The sequence below is a fragment of the Streptococcus fermentans genome (genome assembly GCF_040888305.1).
In the GTDB taxonomy this organism is placed as follows: Bacteria; Bacillota; Bacilli; order Lactobacillales; family Streptococcaceae; genus Streptococcus; species Streptococcus fermentans.
The window spans coordinates 186,227-202,779 of record NZ_JBFNFG010000001.1 but is presented as its reverse complement, the minus strand read 5'-3'; the positions used below and the strand labels follow the sequence as shown (position 1 = coordinate 202,779).

14 protein-coding genes and 5 pseudogenes are annotated in these 16,553 nt (G+C 38.4%); 17 read left to right on the top strand and 2 right to left on the bottom strand.

What is annotated here, in order from left to right; all coding sequences use genetic code 11:
- Positions 1-15 precede the first annotated feature (15 nt).
- The 7 genes and pseudogenes from AB2B50_RS00970 to AB2B50_RS00935 form a co-directional block, all read left to right on the top strand.
- Positions 16-1,401, top strand: a complete 1,386-nt coding sequence (locus tag AB2B50_RS00970; RefSeq protein ID WP_320692263.1) for an FtsK/SpoIIIE domain-containing protein — start codon at positions 16-18, stop codon at positions 1,399-1,401.
- A gap of 177 nt (positions 1,402-1,578) precedes the next feature.
- On the top strand, positions 1,579-2,784 hold the full coding sequence (mobT, locus tag AB2B50_RS00960; protein WP_000398284.1) for a MobT family relaxase: 1,206 nt from the start codon (positions 1,579-1,581) through the stop codon (positions 2,782-2,784).
- A gap of 42 nt (positions 2,785-2,826) precedes the next feature.
- Complete coding sequence (locus tag AB2B50_RS00955) at positions 2,827-3,048, top strand: hypothetical protein (protein ID WP_001009056.1); 222 nt, start codon at positions 2,827-2,829, stop codon at positions 3,046-3,048.
- 116 nt (positions 3,049-3,164) lie between these two features.
- Complete coding sequence (locus tag AB2B50_RS00950; RefSeq protein ID WP_000342539.1) at positions 3,165-3,662, top strand: antirestriction protein ArdA; 498 nt, start codon at positions 3,165-3,167, stop codon at positions 3,660-3,662.
- Positions 3,663-3,750: 88 nt separating this feature from the next.
- Positions 3,751-4,143, top strand: a complete 393-nt coding sequence (locus AB2B50_RS00945) for a conjugal transfer protein (protein ID WP_000723888.1) — start codon at positions 3,751-3,753, stop codon at positions 4,141-4,143.
- Positions 4,127-6,574 (top strand): conjugal transfer ATPase TcpF, encoded by a 2,448-nt coding sequence (tcpF, locus tag AB2B50_RS00940; RefSeq protein ID WP_000331160.1) that lies wholly within the window; start codon positions 4,127-4,129, stop codon positions 6,572-6,574. Before AB2B50_RS00945 ends, tcpF begins: the two co-directional genes overlap by 17 nt.
- Positions 6,575-6,576: 2 nt before the next feature.
- Positions 6,577-8,040, top strand: a pseudogene (locus AB2B50_RS00935) (CD3337/EF1877 family mobilome membrane protein); the annotation flags it as partial.
- 52 nt (positions 8,041-8,092) lie between these two features.
- Here the strand turns inward: AB2B50_RS00935 and AB2B50_RS00930 are convergent.
- The gene (locus AB2B50_RS00930) at positions 8,093-8,773 is read right to left on the bottom strand and encodes an IS6-like element IS1216 family transposase (protein ID WP_049486871.1); all 681 of its coding nucleotides are present in this window, start codon (positions 8,771-8,773) and stop codon (positions 8,093-8,095) included.
- Positions 8,774-8,848: 75 nt separating this feature from the next.
- Between AB2B50_RS00930 and AB2B50_RS00925 the strand changes: the two are divergent.
- From AB2B50_RS00925 to AB2B50_RS00900, 6 genes and pseudogenes are all read left to right on the top strand, one after another.
- Positions 8,849-9,571: pseudogene (locus AB2B50_RS00925) on the top strand (YtxH domain-containing protein); the annotation flags it as partial.
- Positions 9,568-10,569 carry a bifunctional lytic transglycosylase/C40 family peptidase gene (locus tag AB2B50_RS00920; protein WP_000769867.1) on the top strand — a complete coding sequence of 334 codons (1,002 nt, stop codon included), beginning with the start codon at positions 9,568-9,570 and terminating at the stop codon, positions 10,567-10,569. The pseudogene AB2B50_RS00925 and the gene AB2B50_RS00920, both read left to right, overlap by 4 nt.
- Positions 10,566-11,501, top strand: coding sequence for a conjugal transfer protein (locus AB2B50_RS00915; protein WP_001224320.1), 936 nt, complete (start codon positions 10,566-10,568; stop codon positions 11,499-11,501). The genes AB2B50_RS00920 and AB2B50_RS00915 overlap by 4 nt, the downstream gene beginning before the upstream one ends.
- A 313-nt stretch (positions 11,502-11,814) precedes the next feature.
- A pseudogene (locus AB2B50_RS00910) lies at positions 11,815-11,862 on the top strand (hypothetical protein); the annotation flags it as partial.
- Positions 11,863-11,877: 15 nt separating this feature from the next.
- Entirely contained in the window at positions 11,878-13,797 is a 1,920-nt protein-coding gene (gene tet(M) / locus AB2B50_RS00905) for a tetracycline resistance ribosomal protection protein Tet(M) (protein ID WP_320692264.1), read from the top strand.
- A gap of 100 nt (positions 13,798-13,897) precedes the next feature.
- Positions 13,898-14,083 (top strand): cysteine-rich KTR domain-containing protein, encoded by a 186-nt coding sequence (locus AB2B50_RS00900; RefSeq protein WP_011058338.1) that lies wholly within the window; start codon positions 13,898-13,900, stop codon positions 14,081-14,083.
- A gap of 59 nt (positions 14,084-14,142) precedes the next feature.
- Here AB2B50_RS00900 and AB2B50_RS00895 read toward each other — a convergent pair.
- Positions 14,143-14,280: pseudogene (locus AB2B50_RS00895) on the bottom strand (XRE family transcriptional regulator); the annotation flags it as partial.
- A 283-nt stretch (positions 14,281-14,563) separates the two neighbouring features.
- Between AB2B50_RS00895 and AB2B50_RS00890 the strand changes: the two are divergent.
- From AB2B50_RS00890 to AB2B50_RS00875, 4 genes and pseudogenes are all read left to right on the top strand, one after another.
- Positions 14,564-14,647, top strand: a pseudogene (locus AB2B50_RS00890) (MLS leader peptide); the annotation flags it as partial.
- Positions 14,648-14,695: 48 nt separating this feature from the next.
- Positions 14,696-14,779, top strand: a complete 84-nt coding sequence (locus AB2B50_RS00885) for a 23S rRNA methyltransferase attenuation leader peptide (RefSeq protein ID WP_001814874.1) — start codon at positions 14,696-14,698, stop codon at positions 14,777-14,779.
- 124 nt (positions 14,780-14,903) lie between these two features.
- Complete coding sequence (gene erm(B) / locus AB2B50_RS00880) at positions 14,904-15,641, top strand: 23S rRNA (adenine(2058)-N(6))-methyltransferase Erm(B) (RefSeq protein ID WP_001038796.1); 738 nt, start codon at positions 14,904-14,906, stop codon at positions 15,639-15,641.
- 354 nt (positions 15,642-15,995) lie between these two features.
- On the top strand, positions 15,996-16,550 hold the full coding sequence (locus AB2B50_RS00875) for a recombinase family protein (RefSeq protein ID WP_000576156.1): 555 nt from the start codon (positions 15,996-15,998) through the stop codon (positions 16,548-16,550).
- Positions 16,551-16,553: the final 3 nt, after the last annotated feature.

Genomic DNA, 16,553 nt, shown 5'->3' with positions numbered 1-16,553 from the left:
AGGAGACTTTTTCGCATGAAACAGCGTGGTAAAAGGATTCGCCCATCTGGTAAAGATTTAGTCTTTCATTTTACGATAGCGTCACTCCTGCCTGTTTTCCTGCTGGTTGTCGGACTGTTTCATGTGAAGACAATCCAGCAGATCAACTGGCAGGATTTTAACCTATCACAAGCAGATAAGATTGACATTCCCTATTTAATTATCAGTTTCAGTGTCGCAATTCTTATCTGCTTGCTGGTAGCGTTTGTATTCAAACGGGTTCGCTATGATACGGTTAAACAACTTTACCACCGTCAAAAACTGGCAAAGATGATACTTGAAAACAAGTGGTATGAATCTGAACAGGTCAAAACAGAGGGTTTCTTTAAAGATAGTGCTGGTCGTACAAAGGAAAAGATAACCTACTTCCCTAAAATGTATTATCGACTTAAAAATGGCTTGATACAGATACGGGTGGAAATCACGCTGGGAAAATATCAAGACCAACTCTTACACTTGGAAAAGAAATTAGAGAGTGGCTTGTACTGTGAGCTGACGGATAAAGAGTTAAAGGATTCCTATGTGGAATATACTTTGCTCTATGACACCATAGCCAGTCGTATTTCTATTGATGAAGTAGAAGCTAAAGATGGTAAACTTCGCTTAATGAAAAACGTATGGTGGGAATATGATAAGCTCCCTCATATGTTGATTGCTGGTGGTACAGGTGGCGGTAAAACTTACTTTATACTGACACTGATTGAAGCCTTGCTTCATACAGATTCAAAACTGTATATTCTTGACCCGAAAAATGCTGACCTTGCGGACTTAGGTTCTGTGATGGCAAATGTCTACTATAGAAAAGAAGACTTGCTTTCTTGCATTGAAACATTCTATGAAGAAATGATGAAACGTAGTGAGGAAATGAAGCAGATGAAGAACTATAAGACTGGCAAAAATTATGCTTACTTAGGTCTCCCGGCACACTTCTTAATCTTTGATGAATACGTCGCTTTCATGGAAATGCTGGGAACAAAAGAAAACACCGCAGTTATGAATAAGCTGAAACAGATTGTCATGTTAGGTCGTCAAGCTGGCTTCTTTCTAATACTGGCTTGTCAACGTCCAGACGCAAAATATTTAGGCGACGGAATCCGTGATCAGTTTAATTTCAGAGTGGCTTTAGGTCGTATGTCTGAAATGGGCTATGGCATGATGTTTGGCAGTGACGTACAAAAGGATTTCTTCTTAAAGCGAATCAAAGGTCGTGGCTATGTTGATGTAGGAACAAGTGTCATATCAGAGTTTTATACTCCCCTTGTACCAAAAGGATATGATTTCTTGGAGGAAATTAAAAAGTTATCCAACAGCAGACAGTCCACGCAGGCGATGTGCGAAGCGGAAGTCGCAGGTGTGGACTGATCTTGCTGGCTGGTGTGGCAATAGCCACGCCAGCACTTAACCCCCCGTATCTAACAGGGGGGTACAAATCGACAGGAAACAGTCAAAAAAACATTAGAAAATCCTTTGGTTACAAGGGATTTACAAAATTTCAGCGTATGTCAAATGGGCTTTAAAAGTTGACATACGCCTTTTTGATTGGAGGGATTTTTACTGAATGAACAAACTTGGTTACAGCATTTAAAAGAAAAACGCTTGGCTTATGGACTATCTCAAAACCGTTTAGCTGTTGCGACTGGTATTACAAGGCAGTATCTAAGCGATATTGAAACAGGAAAAGTCAAGCCATCAGAGGATTTACAGCAGTCCCTTTGGGAAGCTCTGGAACGCTTCAATCCCGACGCTCCCCTTGAAATGCTGTTTGATTATGTAAGGATTCGCTTTCCGACAACAGACGTACAGCAGGTGGTCGAAAACATCTTACAACTGAAACTGTCCTATTTTCTTCATGAGGACTATGGTTTCTATTCTTATTCAGAGCATTATGCTTTAGGCGACATATTCGTCCTTTGCTCCCATGAACTGGACAAAGGAGTTCTGGTGGAATTGAAAGGTCGTGGGTGCAGACAATTTGAAAGCTATCTTCTGGCACAACAAAGAAGCTGGTATGAGTTCTTTATGGACGTTTTGGTGGCTGGCGGTGTGATGAAACGCCTTGACCTTGCCATTAACGATAAGACAGGGATTTTGAATATCCCTGTACTCACTGAAAAGTGCCAACAGGAAGAATGTATCTCCGTCTTCCGCAGTTTTAAAAGCTATCGCAGTGGCGAACTGGTACGCAAAGAGGAAAAGGAATGTATGGGAAACACCCTCTATATCGGTTCATTACAAAGTGAAGTTTATTTCTGTATCTATGAAAAGGACTACGAGCAGTACAAGAAAAATGATATTCCCATTGAAGACGCAGAAGTAAAAAACCGTTTTGAGATTCGATTGAAAAATGAGCGTGCCTATTATGCAGTCCGTGATTTACTCGTCTATGACAATCCAGAGCATACCGCCTTTAAAATTATCAATCGGTATATCCGTTTTGTAGATAAAGACGATTCCAAACCTCGTTCTGATTGGAAACTGAATGAAGAATGGGCTTGGTTTATTGGGAACAATCGTGAACGATTAAAACTAACCACAAAACCAGAGCCTTACTCCTTCCAAAGGACGCTGAACTGGCTATCTCATCAAGTTGCCCCGACCTTAAAGGTTGCGATTAAACTTGATGAAATCAACCAGACGCAGGTTGTAAAAGACATTCTCGACCATGCGAAACTGACAGACCGACACAAGCAGATTTTGAAGCAACAGTCAGTAAAAGAACAGGACGTGATAACAACAAAAAAATAACTCAAATACAAATTCATTGAATATAGAGAGGAGAACATTTTTATGAATTTTGGACAAAACCTTTATAACTGGTTTCTATCAAACGCTCAATCACTGGTGCTTTTAGCAATCGTTGTGATTGGCTTGTATCTTGGCTTCAAGCGTGAGTTTAGCAAACTGATTGGCTTTTTAATTATTGCGATTATTGCGGTTGGCTTAGTCTTCAACGCTGCTGGAGTAAAAGACATTTTACTAGAGCTATTCAATCGCATTATTGGTGCTTAAATAAAACCGTTCTTTTGTGGAATATAAGTGGTTTTCTTATGTTCCGCAAAGGAATGGTACACCAAACGAAGTGCGGTAGGGATTTTTGAATCTCTACAAAGAAAGGACGTGAATATATGGACGATATGCAAGTCTATATTGCGAATTTAGGCAAATACAATGAGGGCGAATTGGTCGGTGCGTGGTTTACCTTTCCCATTGACTTTGAGGAAGTCAAAGAGAAAATCGGCTTGAATGATGAATATGAGGAATACGCCATTCATGACTACGAGTTACCCTTTACGGTTGACGAATACACTTCCATTGGCGAACTCAATCGACTATGGGAAATGGTATCGGAATTACCCGAAGAATTACAATCGGAGCTATCTGCTCTGCTCACTCATTTTTCAAGCATTGAAGAACTAAGCGAACATCAAGAGGATATTATCATTCATTCCGATTGTGATGATATGTATGACGTGGCACGCTACTACATTGAAGAAACGGGTGCTTTAGGCGAAGTACCAGCTAGTCTTCAAAACTATATTGATTATCAAGCCTATGGTCGGGATTTAGACCTTTCAGGAACGTTTATCTCAACCAATCATGGGATTTTTGAAATCGTCTATTAAATCTGTCGGTACATTACTACTGGCAGATTTTCTATTTTACGGGGTGGCTCAATCAGCTACCCCTATTTTTTATGAAAGGATTGATTACATGAAGAAAATACGAAGCTATACCAGTATCTGGTCTGTGGAAAAGGTACTGTATTCTATCAATGATTTTAGACTTCCGTTTCCCATAACCTTTACGCAAATGACATGGTTTGTCGTGTCACTCTTTGCAGTGATGATACTTGGCAACTTGCCCCCTCTTTCCATGATAGAGGGAGCATTTCTCAAATACTTTGGGATTCCTGTGGCTTTCACATGGTTTATGTCTACAAAAACTTTTGATGGTAAAAAGCCTTATGGATTTTTGAAGTCTGTCATTGCTTATGCACTGCGACCAAAGCTGACCTATGCAGGAAAAAAAGTAACGCTTGGCAGAAACCAGCCACAAGAAGCCATTACAGCAGTTAGGAGTGAATTTTATGGCATATCCAATTAAATACATTGAAAACAATCTCGTCTGGAATAAAGACGGGGAATGTTATGCTTACTATGAGCTTGTTCCTTACAATTACTCATTTCTAAGTCCAGAACAGAAAATACAAGTGCATGATTCTTTCAGACAGCTTATCGCACAAAATCGTGATGGCAAAATTCATGCTTTACAAATCAGTACAGAATCCAGCATACGTTCTGCACAAGAGCGTTCCAAAAATGAAGTCACTGGCAAGCTCAAAGCGGTTGCCTATGACAAAATCGACCAACAGACAGACGCTTTAATATCCATGATTGGCGAAAATCAAGTGAACTACCGTTTCTTTATCGGCTTTAAGTTGCTTCTCAACGATCAGGAGTTTTCTATGAAAAGTCTTACCGTTGAAGCAAAAAATGCTTTGTCTGATTTTGTCTATGATGTGAACCATAAGCTGATGGGCGATTTTGTTAGTATGAGTAATGATGAAATCCTGCGTTTTCAGAAGATGGAAAAGCTCTTAGAAAATAAAATCTCTCGTCGTTTCAAAATCCGCAGGTTAGATAAGGACGACTTCGGCTATCTGATTGAACACCTTTACGGACAGACAGGCACTGCCTATGAAGAGTATGAGTACCATCTATCAAAGAAAAAGCTGGATAATGAAACGCTGATTAAATACTATGACTTGATTAAGCCTACTCGCTGTTTGGTGGAAGAAAAACAGCGATATTTGAAAATCCAGCAGGAAGATGAAACCGTCTATGTAGCTTACTTTACCATTAACAGCATTGTCGGAGAACTGGACTTCCCGTCCTCTGAAATCTTCTACTACCAGCAACAGCAATTTACATTCCCGATTGATACGTCAATGAATGTGGAAATTGTAGCGAATCGTAAAGCCCTATCTACTGTCCGCAATAAAAAGAAAGAACTGAAAGACTTGGATAACCACGCTTGGCAAAGTGATAATGAAACCAGCTCCAATGTGGCGGAAGCTCTGGAAAGTGTGAATGAGCTGGAAACCAATTTAGACCAAAGCAAGGAATCTATGTACAAGCTGTCTTATGTGGTAAGGGTATCAGCAAATGATCTTGACGAACTCAAACGTCGTTGTAATGAAGTGAAAGATTTTTATGACGATTTAAGCGTAAAACTGGTACGACCATTTGGGGATATGCTCGGCTTACATGAAGAATTTTTACCTGCCAGCAAGCGTTATATGAATGATTATATTCAATACGTGACCTCTGATTTCCTCGCTGGTTTAGGTTTTGGTGCTACTCAAATGCTGGGGGAAAATGAGGGGATTTATGTTGGCTACAGCTTAGATACTGGACGCAATGTCTATCTGAAACCTGCTCTTGCCAGTCAAGGGGTTAAGGGTTCAGTAACCAATGCGTTAGCGTCGGCTTTTGTTGGTTCGCTGGGTGGTGGTAAATCCTTTGCGAATAACCTTATCGTCTATTATGCGGTGCTTTATGGGGCACAAGCAGTGATTGTAGACCCAAAAGCAGAACGTGGCAGATGGAAAGAAACCTTGCCAGAGATTTCCCATGAAATCAATATCGTCACTCTGACTTCTGATGAGAAAAACAAAGGCTTACTTGACCCTTATGTGATTATGAAAAATCCCAAAGATTCTGAATCACTGGCTATTGATATTCTGACATTCCTTACGGGGATTTCCTCTCGTGATGGGGAACGCTTCCCAATCCTTAGAAAAGCCATTCGTGCAGTAACCAATAGTGAAGTACGAGGGTTGATGAAAGTGATTGAGGAATTACGGGTTGAGAATACGCCACTAAGTACCAGTATAGCCGACCATATCGAAAGTTTTACAGACTATGACTTTGCACATTTATTATTCAGTAATGGTTATGTGGAGCAGTCTATCAGCTTAGAAAAACAACTGAACATTATACAGGTTGCGGACTTGGTACTTCCCGACAAGGAAACTTCCTTTGAGGAATATACCACTATGGAGCTTTTATCCGTTGCTATGCTGATTGTCATTAGTACCTTTGCTTTAGACTTTATCCATACAGACCGAAGCATTTTCAAGATTGTAGATTTAGACGAAGCATGGAGCTTTTTACAGGTAGCACAAGGAAAAACACTATCTATGAAGCTGGTTCGGGCTGGTCGTGCTATGAACGCTGGGGTATATTTCGTGACCCAAAATACAGACGACCTCTTAGATGAAAAACTGAAAAATAACCTCGGCTTAAAATTTGCATTTCGTTCCACTGACCTTAACGAGATTAAAAAGACCTTAGCCTTTTTTGGTGTAGACCCAGAGGACGAAAACAATCAGAAGCGATTGCGTGATTTGGAAAACGGGCAATGCCTTATCAGTGATTTATATGGTCGTGTCGGTGTGATACAGTTCCACCCTGTATTTGAAGAACTGCTCCATGCCTTTGATACCAGACCACCTGTGCGAAAAGAGGTGTAAATGTGAAACCATCAATAGTAAACAGAATAAAATCAAACTGGACGCTGAAACGTCTAGGTAAAGTGGCAATGACAGTGGCTTTCACACTTGTGATTGCCATTTTTCTTTTAGCCATGCTGGGAACGGTGGTTCAAGCTGCGGGCTTGGTAGATGATACGGTCAATGTGGCAAATGAATACAGCCGATACCCACTTGAAAACTATCAACTGGATTTTTATGTGGATAATAGCTGGGGCTGGCTTCCGTGGAACTGGTCGGACGGGATTGGAAAACAGGTCATGTATGGACTATATGCCATTACCAATTTTATTTGGACAATCAGTTTGTATGTTTCCAATGCGACAGGTTACTTAGTACAGGAAGCCTATTCCTTAGACTTCATTTCCGCTACAGCAGATTCCATTGGTAAGAATATGCAGACCTTAGCTGGTGTGAGTGCAAACGGATTTTCAACAGAGGGTTTCTATGTTGGATTCCTCTTACTCTTGATTTTGGTTCTTGGGGTTTATGTTGCCTATACGGGACTGATAAAGAGAGAAACCACAAAGGCAATTCATGCCATTATGAATTTTGTGCTGGTGTTTATCCTATCGGCTTCCTTTATTGCCTACGCTCCCGACTACATTAAAAAAATCAATGACTTTTCATCAGACATCAGTAATGCCAGTTTATCACTTGGCACGAAGATTGTCATGCCCCATTCCGATAGTCAAGGCAAGGACAGCGTGGACTTAATCAGAGATAGCCTGTTTTCCATACAGGTTCAGCAACCGTGGCTACTGCTTCAATACAACAGTTCAGACATTGAAAGTATCGGTATTGACCGTGTGGAAAGCCTGCTCTCCACCAGCCCAGATTCCAACAATGGCGAAGACAGAGAAAAAATTGTTGCGGAAGAAATTGAAGACAGAAGCAATACCAATCTAACCATTACAAAGACCATTAACCGTTTAGGTACAGTCTTCTTCCTATTTGTCTTCAATATTGGGATTTCCATATTTGTATTCCTATTAACAGGAATCATGATTTTCTCGCAGGTACTTTTTATCATCTATGCTATGTTTCTGCCTGTGAGCTTTATTTTAAGCATGATTCCATCATTTGATGGTATGTCAAAACGAGCCATAACAAAGCTCTTTAATACCATTTTGACACGAGCTGGAATCACATTGATTATTACGACAGCATTTAGTATTTCAACCATGCTCTATACCTTATCGGCTGGTTATCCGTTCTTTTTGATTGCTTTTCTACAGATTGTGACCTTTGCAGGAATCTACTTCAAGCTGGGCGATTTAATGAGTATGTTTTCTCTACAGAGTAACGATTCTCAAAGTGTGGGAAGTCGTGTGATGAGAAAACCTCGTATGCTTATGCACGCTCACATGCACCGTCTACAGCGGAAACTTGGACGTTCCATGACTACTCTAGGGGCTGGGTCTGCCATTGTTACAGGTAAAAAAGGGTTCTGTTGCAAAGTTTTAAATAAAGAATAAAATCCCTTACGGCATCTATGATTTAAGCTGGGATTCCCAATAATACCTTGATTTCAGTACAGACCGAAAACCCGAAGAGAGTGCCTTCTTTTCGGGTTTTCTTATATAATCCTCGGATGGCTTCCATGCCTTTAATCGTGGGTGAGGCAGTGCGTAAACTTCGATAGAATTTATTGCGTCTCTTTACTGGACGATGGTCTTGTTCAATCAAATTATTCAGGTATTTAATGGTACGATGTTCTGTCCCTTGATAAAAGCCGTATTCTTTTAGTCTCTTAAAGGCACTTGTAATAGAGGGGGCTTTATCTGTGACTACAACCTTCGGTTCATCAAACTGCTTCACTAACCGCTTAAGAAAAGCATAGGCTGCTTGTGTGTCCCGTTTTTTACGTAACCAAATATCCAAGGTTAAACCATCTGCATCGATGGCTCGATACAAATAATGCCATTTTCCTTTAATTTTGATGTATGTTTCATCCATTTTCCATGAATAAAAGGATTTTTTATTTTTCTTTTTCCAAATTTGATAGAGTAGTTTGCCATATTCTTGCACCCAACGATAAATCGTCGTATGAGAAACGTTAATGCCACGATCATATAAGATTTCTTGAACTTCACGATAGCTAAGGTTATAACGAAGATAGTAGCCCACGGCTACAATAATCACATCCTGCTGAAATTGCTTTCCTTTAAAATGATTCATCGTCATTCCTCCTGCTATCTTTTTCTATTATTCTACCTTATTTGATAGTAGATTTAAAACTTTGCAACAGAACCTAAAAAAGGACAGTCGGGTTCGGGGAGTTCTGCAAGGACACAAGCAGATCACTCCCGACCAGACGGAAAGGAAAAATCAACACTTGGAAAACGTATCGGTCAAACCATCGGTACAGTAGCTGATACCAAAGACAGAATGGTAGACACTGCTAGTGGTTTGAAAGAACAGGTTAAAGATTTGCCGACCAATGCAAGATATGCAGTATATCAAGGAAAATCCAAAGTAAAAGAGAATGTCCGTGATTTAACCAGTAGTATTTCTCAAACCAAAGCGGACAGAGCCAGTGGACGCAAGGAACAGCAGGAACAAAGGCGAAAAACCATTGCGAAGCGTCGCTCTGAAATGGAACAGGTCAAACAGAAAAAACAGCCTGCTTCTTCTGTTCATGAAAGACCGACTACAAGACAAGAACAATATCATGATGAACAGACCTCAAAACAGTCTAATATTCAGACTTCATATAAGGAATCTCAACAAGCCAAACAAGAGCGTCCAGCAGTTAAGTCCGATTTTTCAAGTCCAAAAGTGGAACGCCAAGGCAATACCGTTCAAGAAAAAACCGTTCAAAAGCCAGCAACTTCAACCACTACAGCAGATAGAACTTCACAACGTCCAATCACAAAAGAACGTCCGTCTACTGTTCAAAGAGTACCACTACAAAATACAAGAAGTAGACCACCAATCAAAACCGCCACCATTAAGAAAGTCGGTAAGAAACCATGAAGTTGAAAACTTTAGTGATTGGTGGTTCTGGATTATTCTTGATGGTCTTCTCACTGCTTCTGTTTGTTGCCATTTTATTTTCAGATGAACAGGACAGCGGAATTTCCAATATTCATTATGGAGGTGTGAATGTTTCCGCAGAAGTGCTGGCTCATAAGCCTATGGTAGAAAAATATGCCAAAGAATATGGCGTTGAAGAATATGTCAACATACTTCTTGCGATTATACAGGTGGAATCGGGCGGTACTGCGGAAGATGTTATGCAGTCCTCGGAATCCCTCGGTCTTCCACCTAATTCATTGAGTACAGAAGAATCCATTAAGCAAGGTGTGAAGTATTTCAGTGAATTATTAGCCAGTAGCGAAAGGCTCAGTGTAGATTTAGAATCGGTTATCCAGTCCTACAATTATGGTGGTGGTTTCTTAGGGTATGTGGCTAATCGTGGAAATAAATATACCTTTGAACTGGCTCAAAGTTTCTCAAAAGAGTATTCAGGTGGCGAAAAAGTGTCTTACCCCAATCCCATAGCCATACCTATCAATGGGGGCTGGCGATACAACTATGGCAATATGTTTTATGTGCAACTGGTAACGCAGTATCTTGTCACAACAGAGTTTGATGATGATACGGTACAAGCCATCATGGACGAAGCACTGAAATATGAGGGCTGGCGATACATTTACGGTGGAGCTTCCCCGACTACTTCTTTTGATTGTAGCGGACTGACACAATGGACGTATGGAAAAGCTGGAATTAACTTACCACGAACCGCACAACAGCAATATGATGTGACCCAGCATATCCCACTATCGGAAGCACAAGCTGGCGATTTGGTTTTCTTTCATTCTACCTATAACGCTGGCTCTTATATTACTCATGTTGGGATATACCTTGGCAATAACCGTATGTTTCATGCAGGCGACCCAATCGGTTATGCCGACTTAACAAGCCCCTACTGGCAACAGCATTTAGTGGGAGCAGGACGAATCAAACAATGAGAAAGGAAGATTTAATGATGAAATTTAGAAAAAATCAGAATAAAGAAAAACAGATACCAAAGGAAAAGAAACCTCGTGTCTACTATAAGGTCAATCCTCATAAAAAGGTTGTGATTGCCTTGTGGGTACTTTTAGGGCTTAGTTTCAGCTTTGCGATATTCAAGCACTTTACAGCTATAGATACTCATACTATTCACGAAACAACTATCATAGAAAAGGAATACGTTGATACTCATCATGTAGAAAATTTTGTAGAGAACTTTGCGAAAGTCTACTATTCATGGGAGCAATCCGATAAGTCCATTGATAATCGAATGGAAAGTCTAAAAGGCTATCTGACAGATGAACTTCAAGCTCTCAATGTTGATACAGTACGCAAAGATATTCCTGTATCGTCTTCTGTAAGAGGATTTCAGATATGGACGGTAGAGCCAACTGGCGACAATGAGTTTAATGTAACCTACAGTGTAGACCAGCTCATTACAGAGGGAGAAAATACAAAGACCGTCCACTCTGCTTATATAGTGAGTGTCTATGTAGATGGTTCTGGAAATATGGTACTGGTTAAGAATCCGACCATTACCAACATACCTAAGAAATCAAGTTATAAACCAAAAGCCATTGAAAGTGAGGGGACGGTTGATTCCATTACAACCAATGAAATCAATGAGTTTTTAACGACGTTCTTCAAGCTCTATCCTACAGCGACAGCCAGTGAACTTTCCTACTATGTGAATGACGGGATATTAAAACCAATCGGAAAAGAGTACATCTTTCAAGAACTGGTAAATCCTATTCACAATCGTAAGGATAATCAAGTCACGGTATCGCTGACAGTGGAGTATATCGACCAGCAGACCAAAGCAACGCAGGTATCTCAATTTGATTTGGTACTTGAAAAGAACGGGAGTAATTGGAAGATTATAGAATAACAAATATTGGTACATTATTACAGCTATTTTGTAATCACGTACTCTCTTTGATAAAAAATTGGAGATTCCTTTACAAATATGCTCTTACGTGCTATAATTTAAGTATCTATTTAAAAGGAGTTAATAAATATGCGGCAAGGTATTCTTAAATAAACTGTCAATTTGATAGTGGGAACAAATAATTGGATGTCCTTTTTTAGGAGGGCTTAGTTTTTTGTACCCAGTTTAAGAATACCTTTATCATGTGATTCTAAAGTATCCAGAGAATATCTGTATGCTTTGTATACCTATGGTTATGCATAAAAATCCCAGTGATAAAAGTATTTATCACTGGGATTTTTATGCCCTTTTGGGTTTTTGAATGGAGGAAAATCACATGAAAATTATTAATATTGGAGTTTTAGCTCATGTTGATGCAGGAAAAACTACCTTAACAGAAAGCTTATTATATAACAGTGGAGCGATTACAGAATTAGGAAGCGTGGACAAAGGTACAACGAGGACGGATAATACGCTTTTAGAACGTCAGAGAGGAATTACAATTCAGACAGGAATAACCTCTTTTCAGTGGGAAAATACGAAGGTGAACATCATAGACACGCCAGGACATATGGATTTCTTAGCAGAAGTATATCGTTCATTATCAGTTTTAGATGGGGCAATTCTACTGATTTCTGCAAAAGATGGCGTACAAGCACAAACTCGTATATTATTTCATGCACTTAGGAAAATGGGGATTCCCACAATCTTTTTTATCAATAAGATTGACCAAAATGGAATTGATTTATCAACGGTTTATCAGGATATTAAAGAGAAACTTTCTGCCGAAATTGTAATCAAACAGAAGGTAGAACTGTATCCTAATATGTGTGTGGCGAACTTTACCGAATCTGAACAATGGGATACGGTAATAGAGGGAAACGATGACCTTTTAGAGAAATATATGTCCGGTAAATCATTAGAAGCATTGGAACTCGAACAAGAGGAAAGCATAAGATTTCAGAATTGTTCTCTGTTCCCTGTTTATCACGGAAGTGCAAAAAACAATATAGGGATTGATAACCTTATAGAAGTGATTACGAATAAATTTTATTCATCAACACATCGAGGTCAGTCTGAACTTTGCGGAAAAGTTTTCAAAATTGAGTATTCGGAAAAAAGACAGCGTCTTGCATATATACGTCTTTATAGTGGCGTACTGCATTTGCGAGATTCGGTTAGAATATCGGAAAAGGAAAAAATAAAAATTACAGAAATGTATACTTCAATAAATGGTGAATTATGTAAAATCGATAAGGCTTATTCCGGGGAAATTGTTATTTTGCAGAATGAGTTTTTGAAGTTAAATAGTGTTCTTGGAGATACAAAGCTATTGCCACAGAGAGAGAGAATTGAAAATCCCCTCCCTCTGCTGCAAACGACTGTTGAACCGAGCAAACCTCAACAAAGGGAAATGTTACTTGATGCACTTTTAGAAATCTCCGACAGTGACCCGCTTCTGCGATATTATGTGGATTCTGCGACACATGAAATCATACTTTCTTTCTTAGGGAAAGTACAAATGGAAGTGACTTGTGCTCTGCTGCAAGAAAAGTATCATGTGGAGATAGAAATAAAAGAGCCTACAGTCATTTATATGGAAAGACCGTTAAAAAAAGCAGAGTATACCATTCACATCGAAGTTCCACCGAATCCTTTCTGGGCTTCCATTGGTCTATCTGTAGCACCGCTTCCATTAGGGAGCGGAGTACAGTATGAGAGCTCGGTTTCTCTTGGATACTTAAATCAATCGTTTCAAAATGCAGTTATGGAGGGGATACGCTATGGCTGTGAACAAGGATTGTATGGTTGGAATGTGACGGACTGTAAAATCTGTTTTAAGTATGGCTTATACTATAGCCCTGTTAGTACCCCAGCAGATTTTCGGATGCTTGCTCCTATTGTATTGGAACAAGTCTTAAAAAAAGCTGGAACAGAATTGTTAGAGCCATATCTTAGTTTTAAAATTTATGCGCCACAGGAATATCTTTCACGAGCATACAACGATGCTCCTAAATATTTTGCGAACATCGTAGACACTCAATTGAAAAATAATGAGGTCATTCTTAGTGGAGAAATCCCTGCTCGGTGTATTCAAGAATATCGTAGTGATTTAACTTTCTTTACAAATGGACGTAGTGTTTGTTTAACAGAGTTAAAAGGGTACCATGTTACTACCGGTGAACCTGTTTGCCAGCCCCGTCGTCCAAATAGTCGGATAGATAAAGTACGATATATGTTCAATAAAATAACTTAGTGTATTTTATGTTGTTATATAAATATGGTTTCTTGTTAAATAAGATGAAATATTTTTTAATAAAGATTTGAATTAAAGTGTAAAGGAGGAGATAGTTATTATAAACTACAAGTGGATATTGTGTCCTGTATGTGGAAATAAAACACGATTAAAGATAAGGGAAGATACTGAATTAAAAAAATTCCCCCTCTATTGTCCGAAATGCAGACAAGAAAATTTAATTGAAATAAAGCAGTTCAAAGTAACTGTGATTACAGAGCCAGACGCAAAGACGCAGAGCCGATAAAATGAGATTAATACAATCTCATTTTATCGGCTCTTTCCGTTATGTATGGATTCTTTTAATTAGTCTTCGATGTTTCTTGCTTCGTTGATACCGCTGGCTAAAGATTCCATTAAGGATAGTTCTTTGTCTGTAAAGCTATCCATGTATTTCTCTATCTGTAATCGTCGGGTGCTTTTTACCAAGTTATTAGCAGGTAGGGGTCCCGAGCGCCTACGAGGAATTTGTATCGATAAGAAATAGATTTAAAAATTTCGCTGTTATTTTGTACATTTAACTTGACGGTGACATCTCTCTATTGTGAGTTATTAGTGGTACAGTTTTCAACCGTTTTAATTATAAAAAAGTGGTGCATTTTTAAATTGGCACAAACAGGTAACGGTTATTGCAGGTGTATTTCTTATCTATGGGTTTAACATGGATTTTATCATTAAAATCATGAGTATTGTCCGAGAGTGATTGGTCTTGCGTATGGTTAACCCTAAAGTTATGGAAATAAGACTTAGAAGCAAACTTAAGAGTGTGTTGATTGTGCATTATCTTAAAATTTTGTATAATAGGAATTGAAGTTAAATTAGATGCTAAAAATTTGTAATTAAGAAGGAGGGATTCGTCATGTTGGTATTCCAAATGCGTAATGTAGATAAAACATCTACTGTTTTGAAACAGACTAAAAACAGTGATTACGCAGATAAATAAATACGTTAGATTAATTCCTACCAGTGACTAATCTTATGACTTTTTAAACAGATAACTAAAATTACAAACAAATCGTTTAACTTCTGTATTTGTTTATAGATGTAATCACTTCAGGAGAGATTACATGAACAAAAATATAAAATATTCTCAAAACTTTTTAACGAGTGAAAAAGTACTCAACCAAATAATAAAACAATTGAATTTAAAAGAAACCGATACCGTTTACGAAATTGGAACAGGTAAAGGGCATTTAACGACGAAACTGGCTAAAATAAGTAAACAGGTAACGTCTATTGAATTAGACAGTCATCTATTCAACTTATCGTCAGAAAAATTAAAACTGAATACTCGTGTCACTTTAATTCACCAAGATATTCTACAGTTTCAATTCCCTAACAAACAGAGGTATAAAATTGTTGGGAATATTCCTTACCATTTAAGCACACAAATTATTAAAAAAGTGGTTTTTGAAAGCCGTGCGTCTGACATCTATCTGATTGTTGAAGAAGGATTCTACAAGCGTACCTTGGATATTCACCGAACACTAGGGTTGCTCTTGCACACTCAAGTCTCGATTCAGCAATTGCTTAAGCTGCCAGCGGAATGCTTTCATCCTAAACCAAAAGTAAACAGTGTCTTAATAAAACTTACCCGCCATACCACAGATGTTCCAGATAAATATTGGAAGCTATATACGTACTTTGTTTCAAAATGGGTCAATCGAGAATATCGTCAACTGTTTACTAAAAATCAGTTTCATCAAGCAATGAAACACGCCAAAGTAAACAATTTAAGTACCGTTACTTATGAGCAAGTATTGTCTATTTTTAATAGTTATCTATTATTTAACGGGAGGAAATAATTCTATGAGTCGCTTTTGTAAATTTGGAAAGTTACACGTTACTAAAGGGAATGTAGATAAATTATTAGGTATACTACTGACAGCTTCCAAGGAGCTAAAGAGGTCCCTAGCGCCTACGGGGAATTTGTATCGATAAGGAATAGATTTAAAAATTTCGCTGTTATTTTGTACAATAAGGATAAATTTGAATGGTACCATAAACGACCGTTTATGGTACCTTTTCATTTTCCTGCTTTTTCTAAATGTTTTTTAAGTAAATCAAGTACCAAAATCCGTTCCTTTTTCATAGTTCCTATATAGTTATACTTAATGAGTTATGGTACATTTAAATTATAAAATTAAGGAGGTTTTTTTATGATTTTTGGCTATGCTCGAGTGAGTACGGATGATCAAAATCTTAGTTTACAAATTGATGCACTTACTCATTATGGAATTGATAAATTATTTCAAGAAAAAGTAACTGGTGCGAAAAAAGACCGACCGCAATTAGAAGAAATGATCAACCTACTACGTGAAGGAGATTCTGTTGTCATTTACAAGTTAGATCGAATTTCACGATCAACTAAACATTTGATTGAACTTTCTGAATTATTTGAAGAACTTAGTGTCAATTTTATATCTATTCAAGATAACGTAGATACTTCAACGTCTATGGGAAGATTCTTTTTCCGAGTTATGGCTAGTTTAGCAGAACTGGAACGGGATATTATTATTGAACGAACTAACTCTGGTCTTAAGGCAGCCAGAGTCCGAGGAAAAAAAGGGGGCCGTCCAAGTAAAGGTAAGCTATCAATTGATTTAGCTTTAAAAATGTATGACAGCAAAGAGTATTCTATTCGTCAAATTCTTGATGCCTCTAAATTAAGCAAAACAACCTTTTACCGTTACCTCAATAAAAGGAATGCTTAAGAT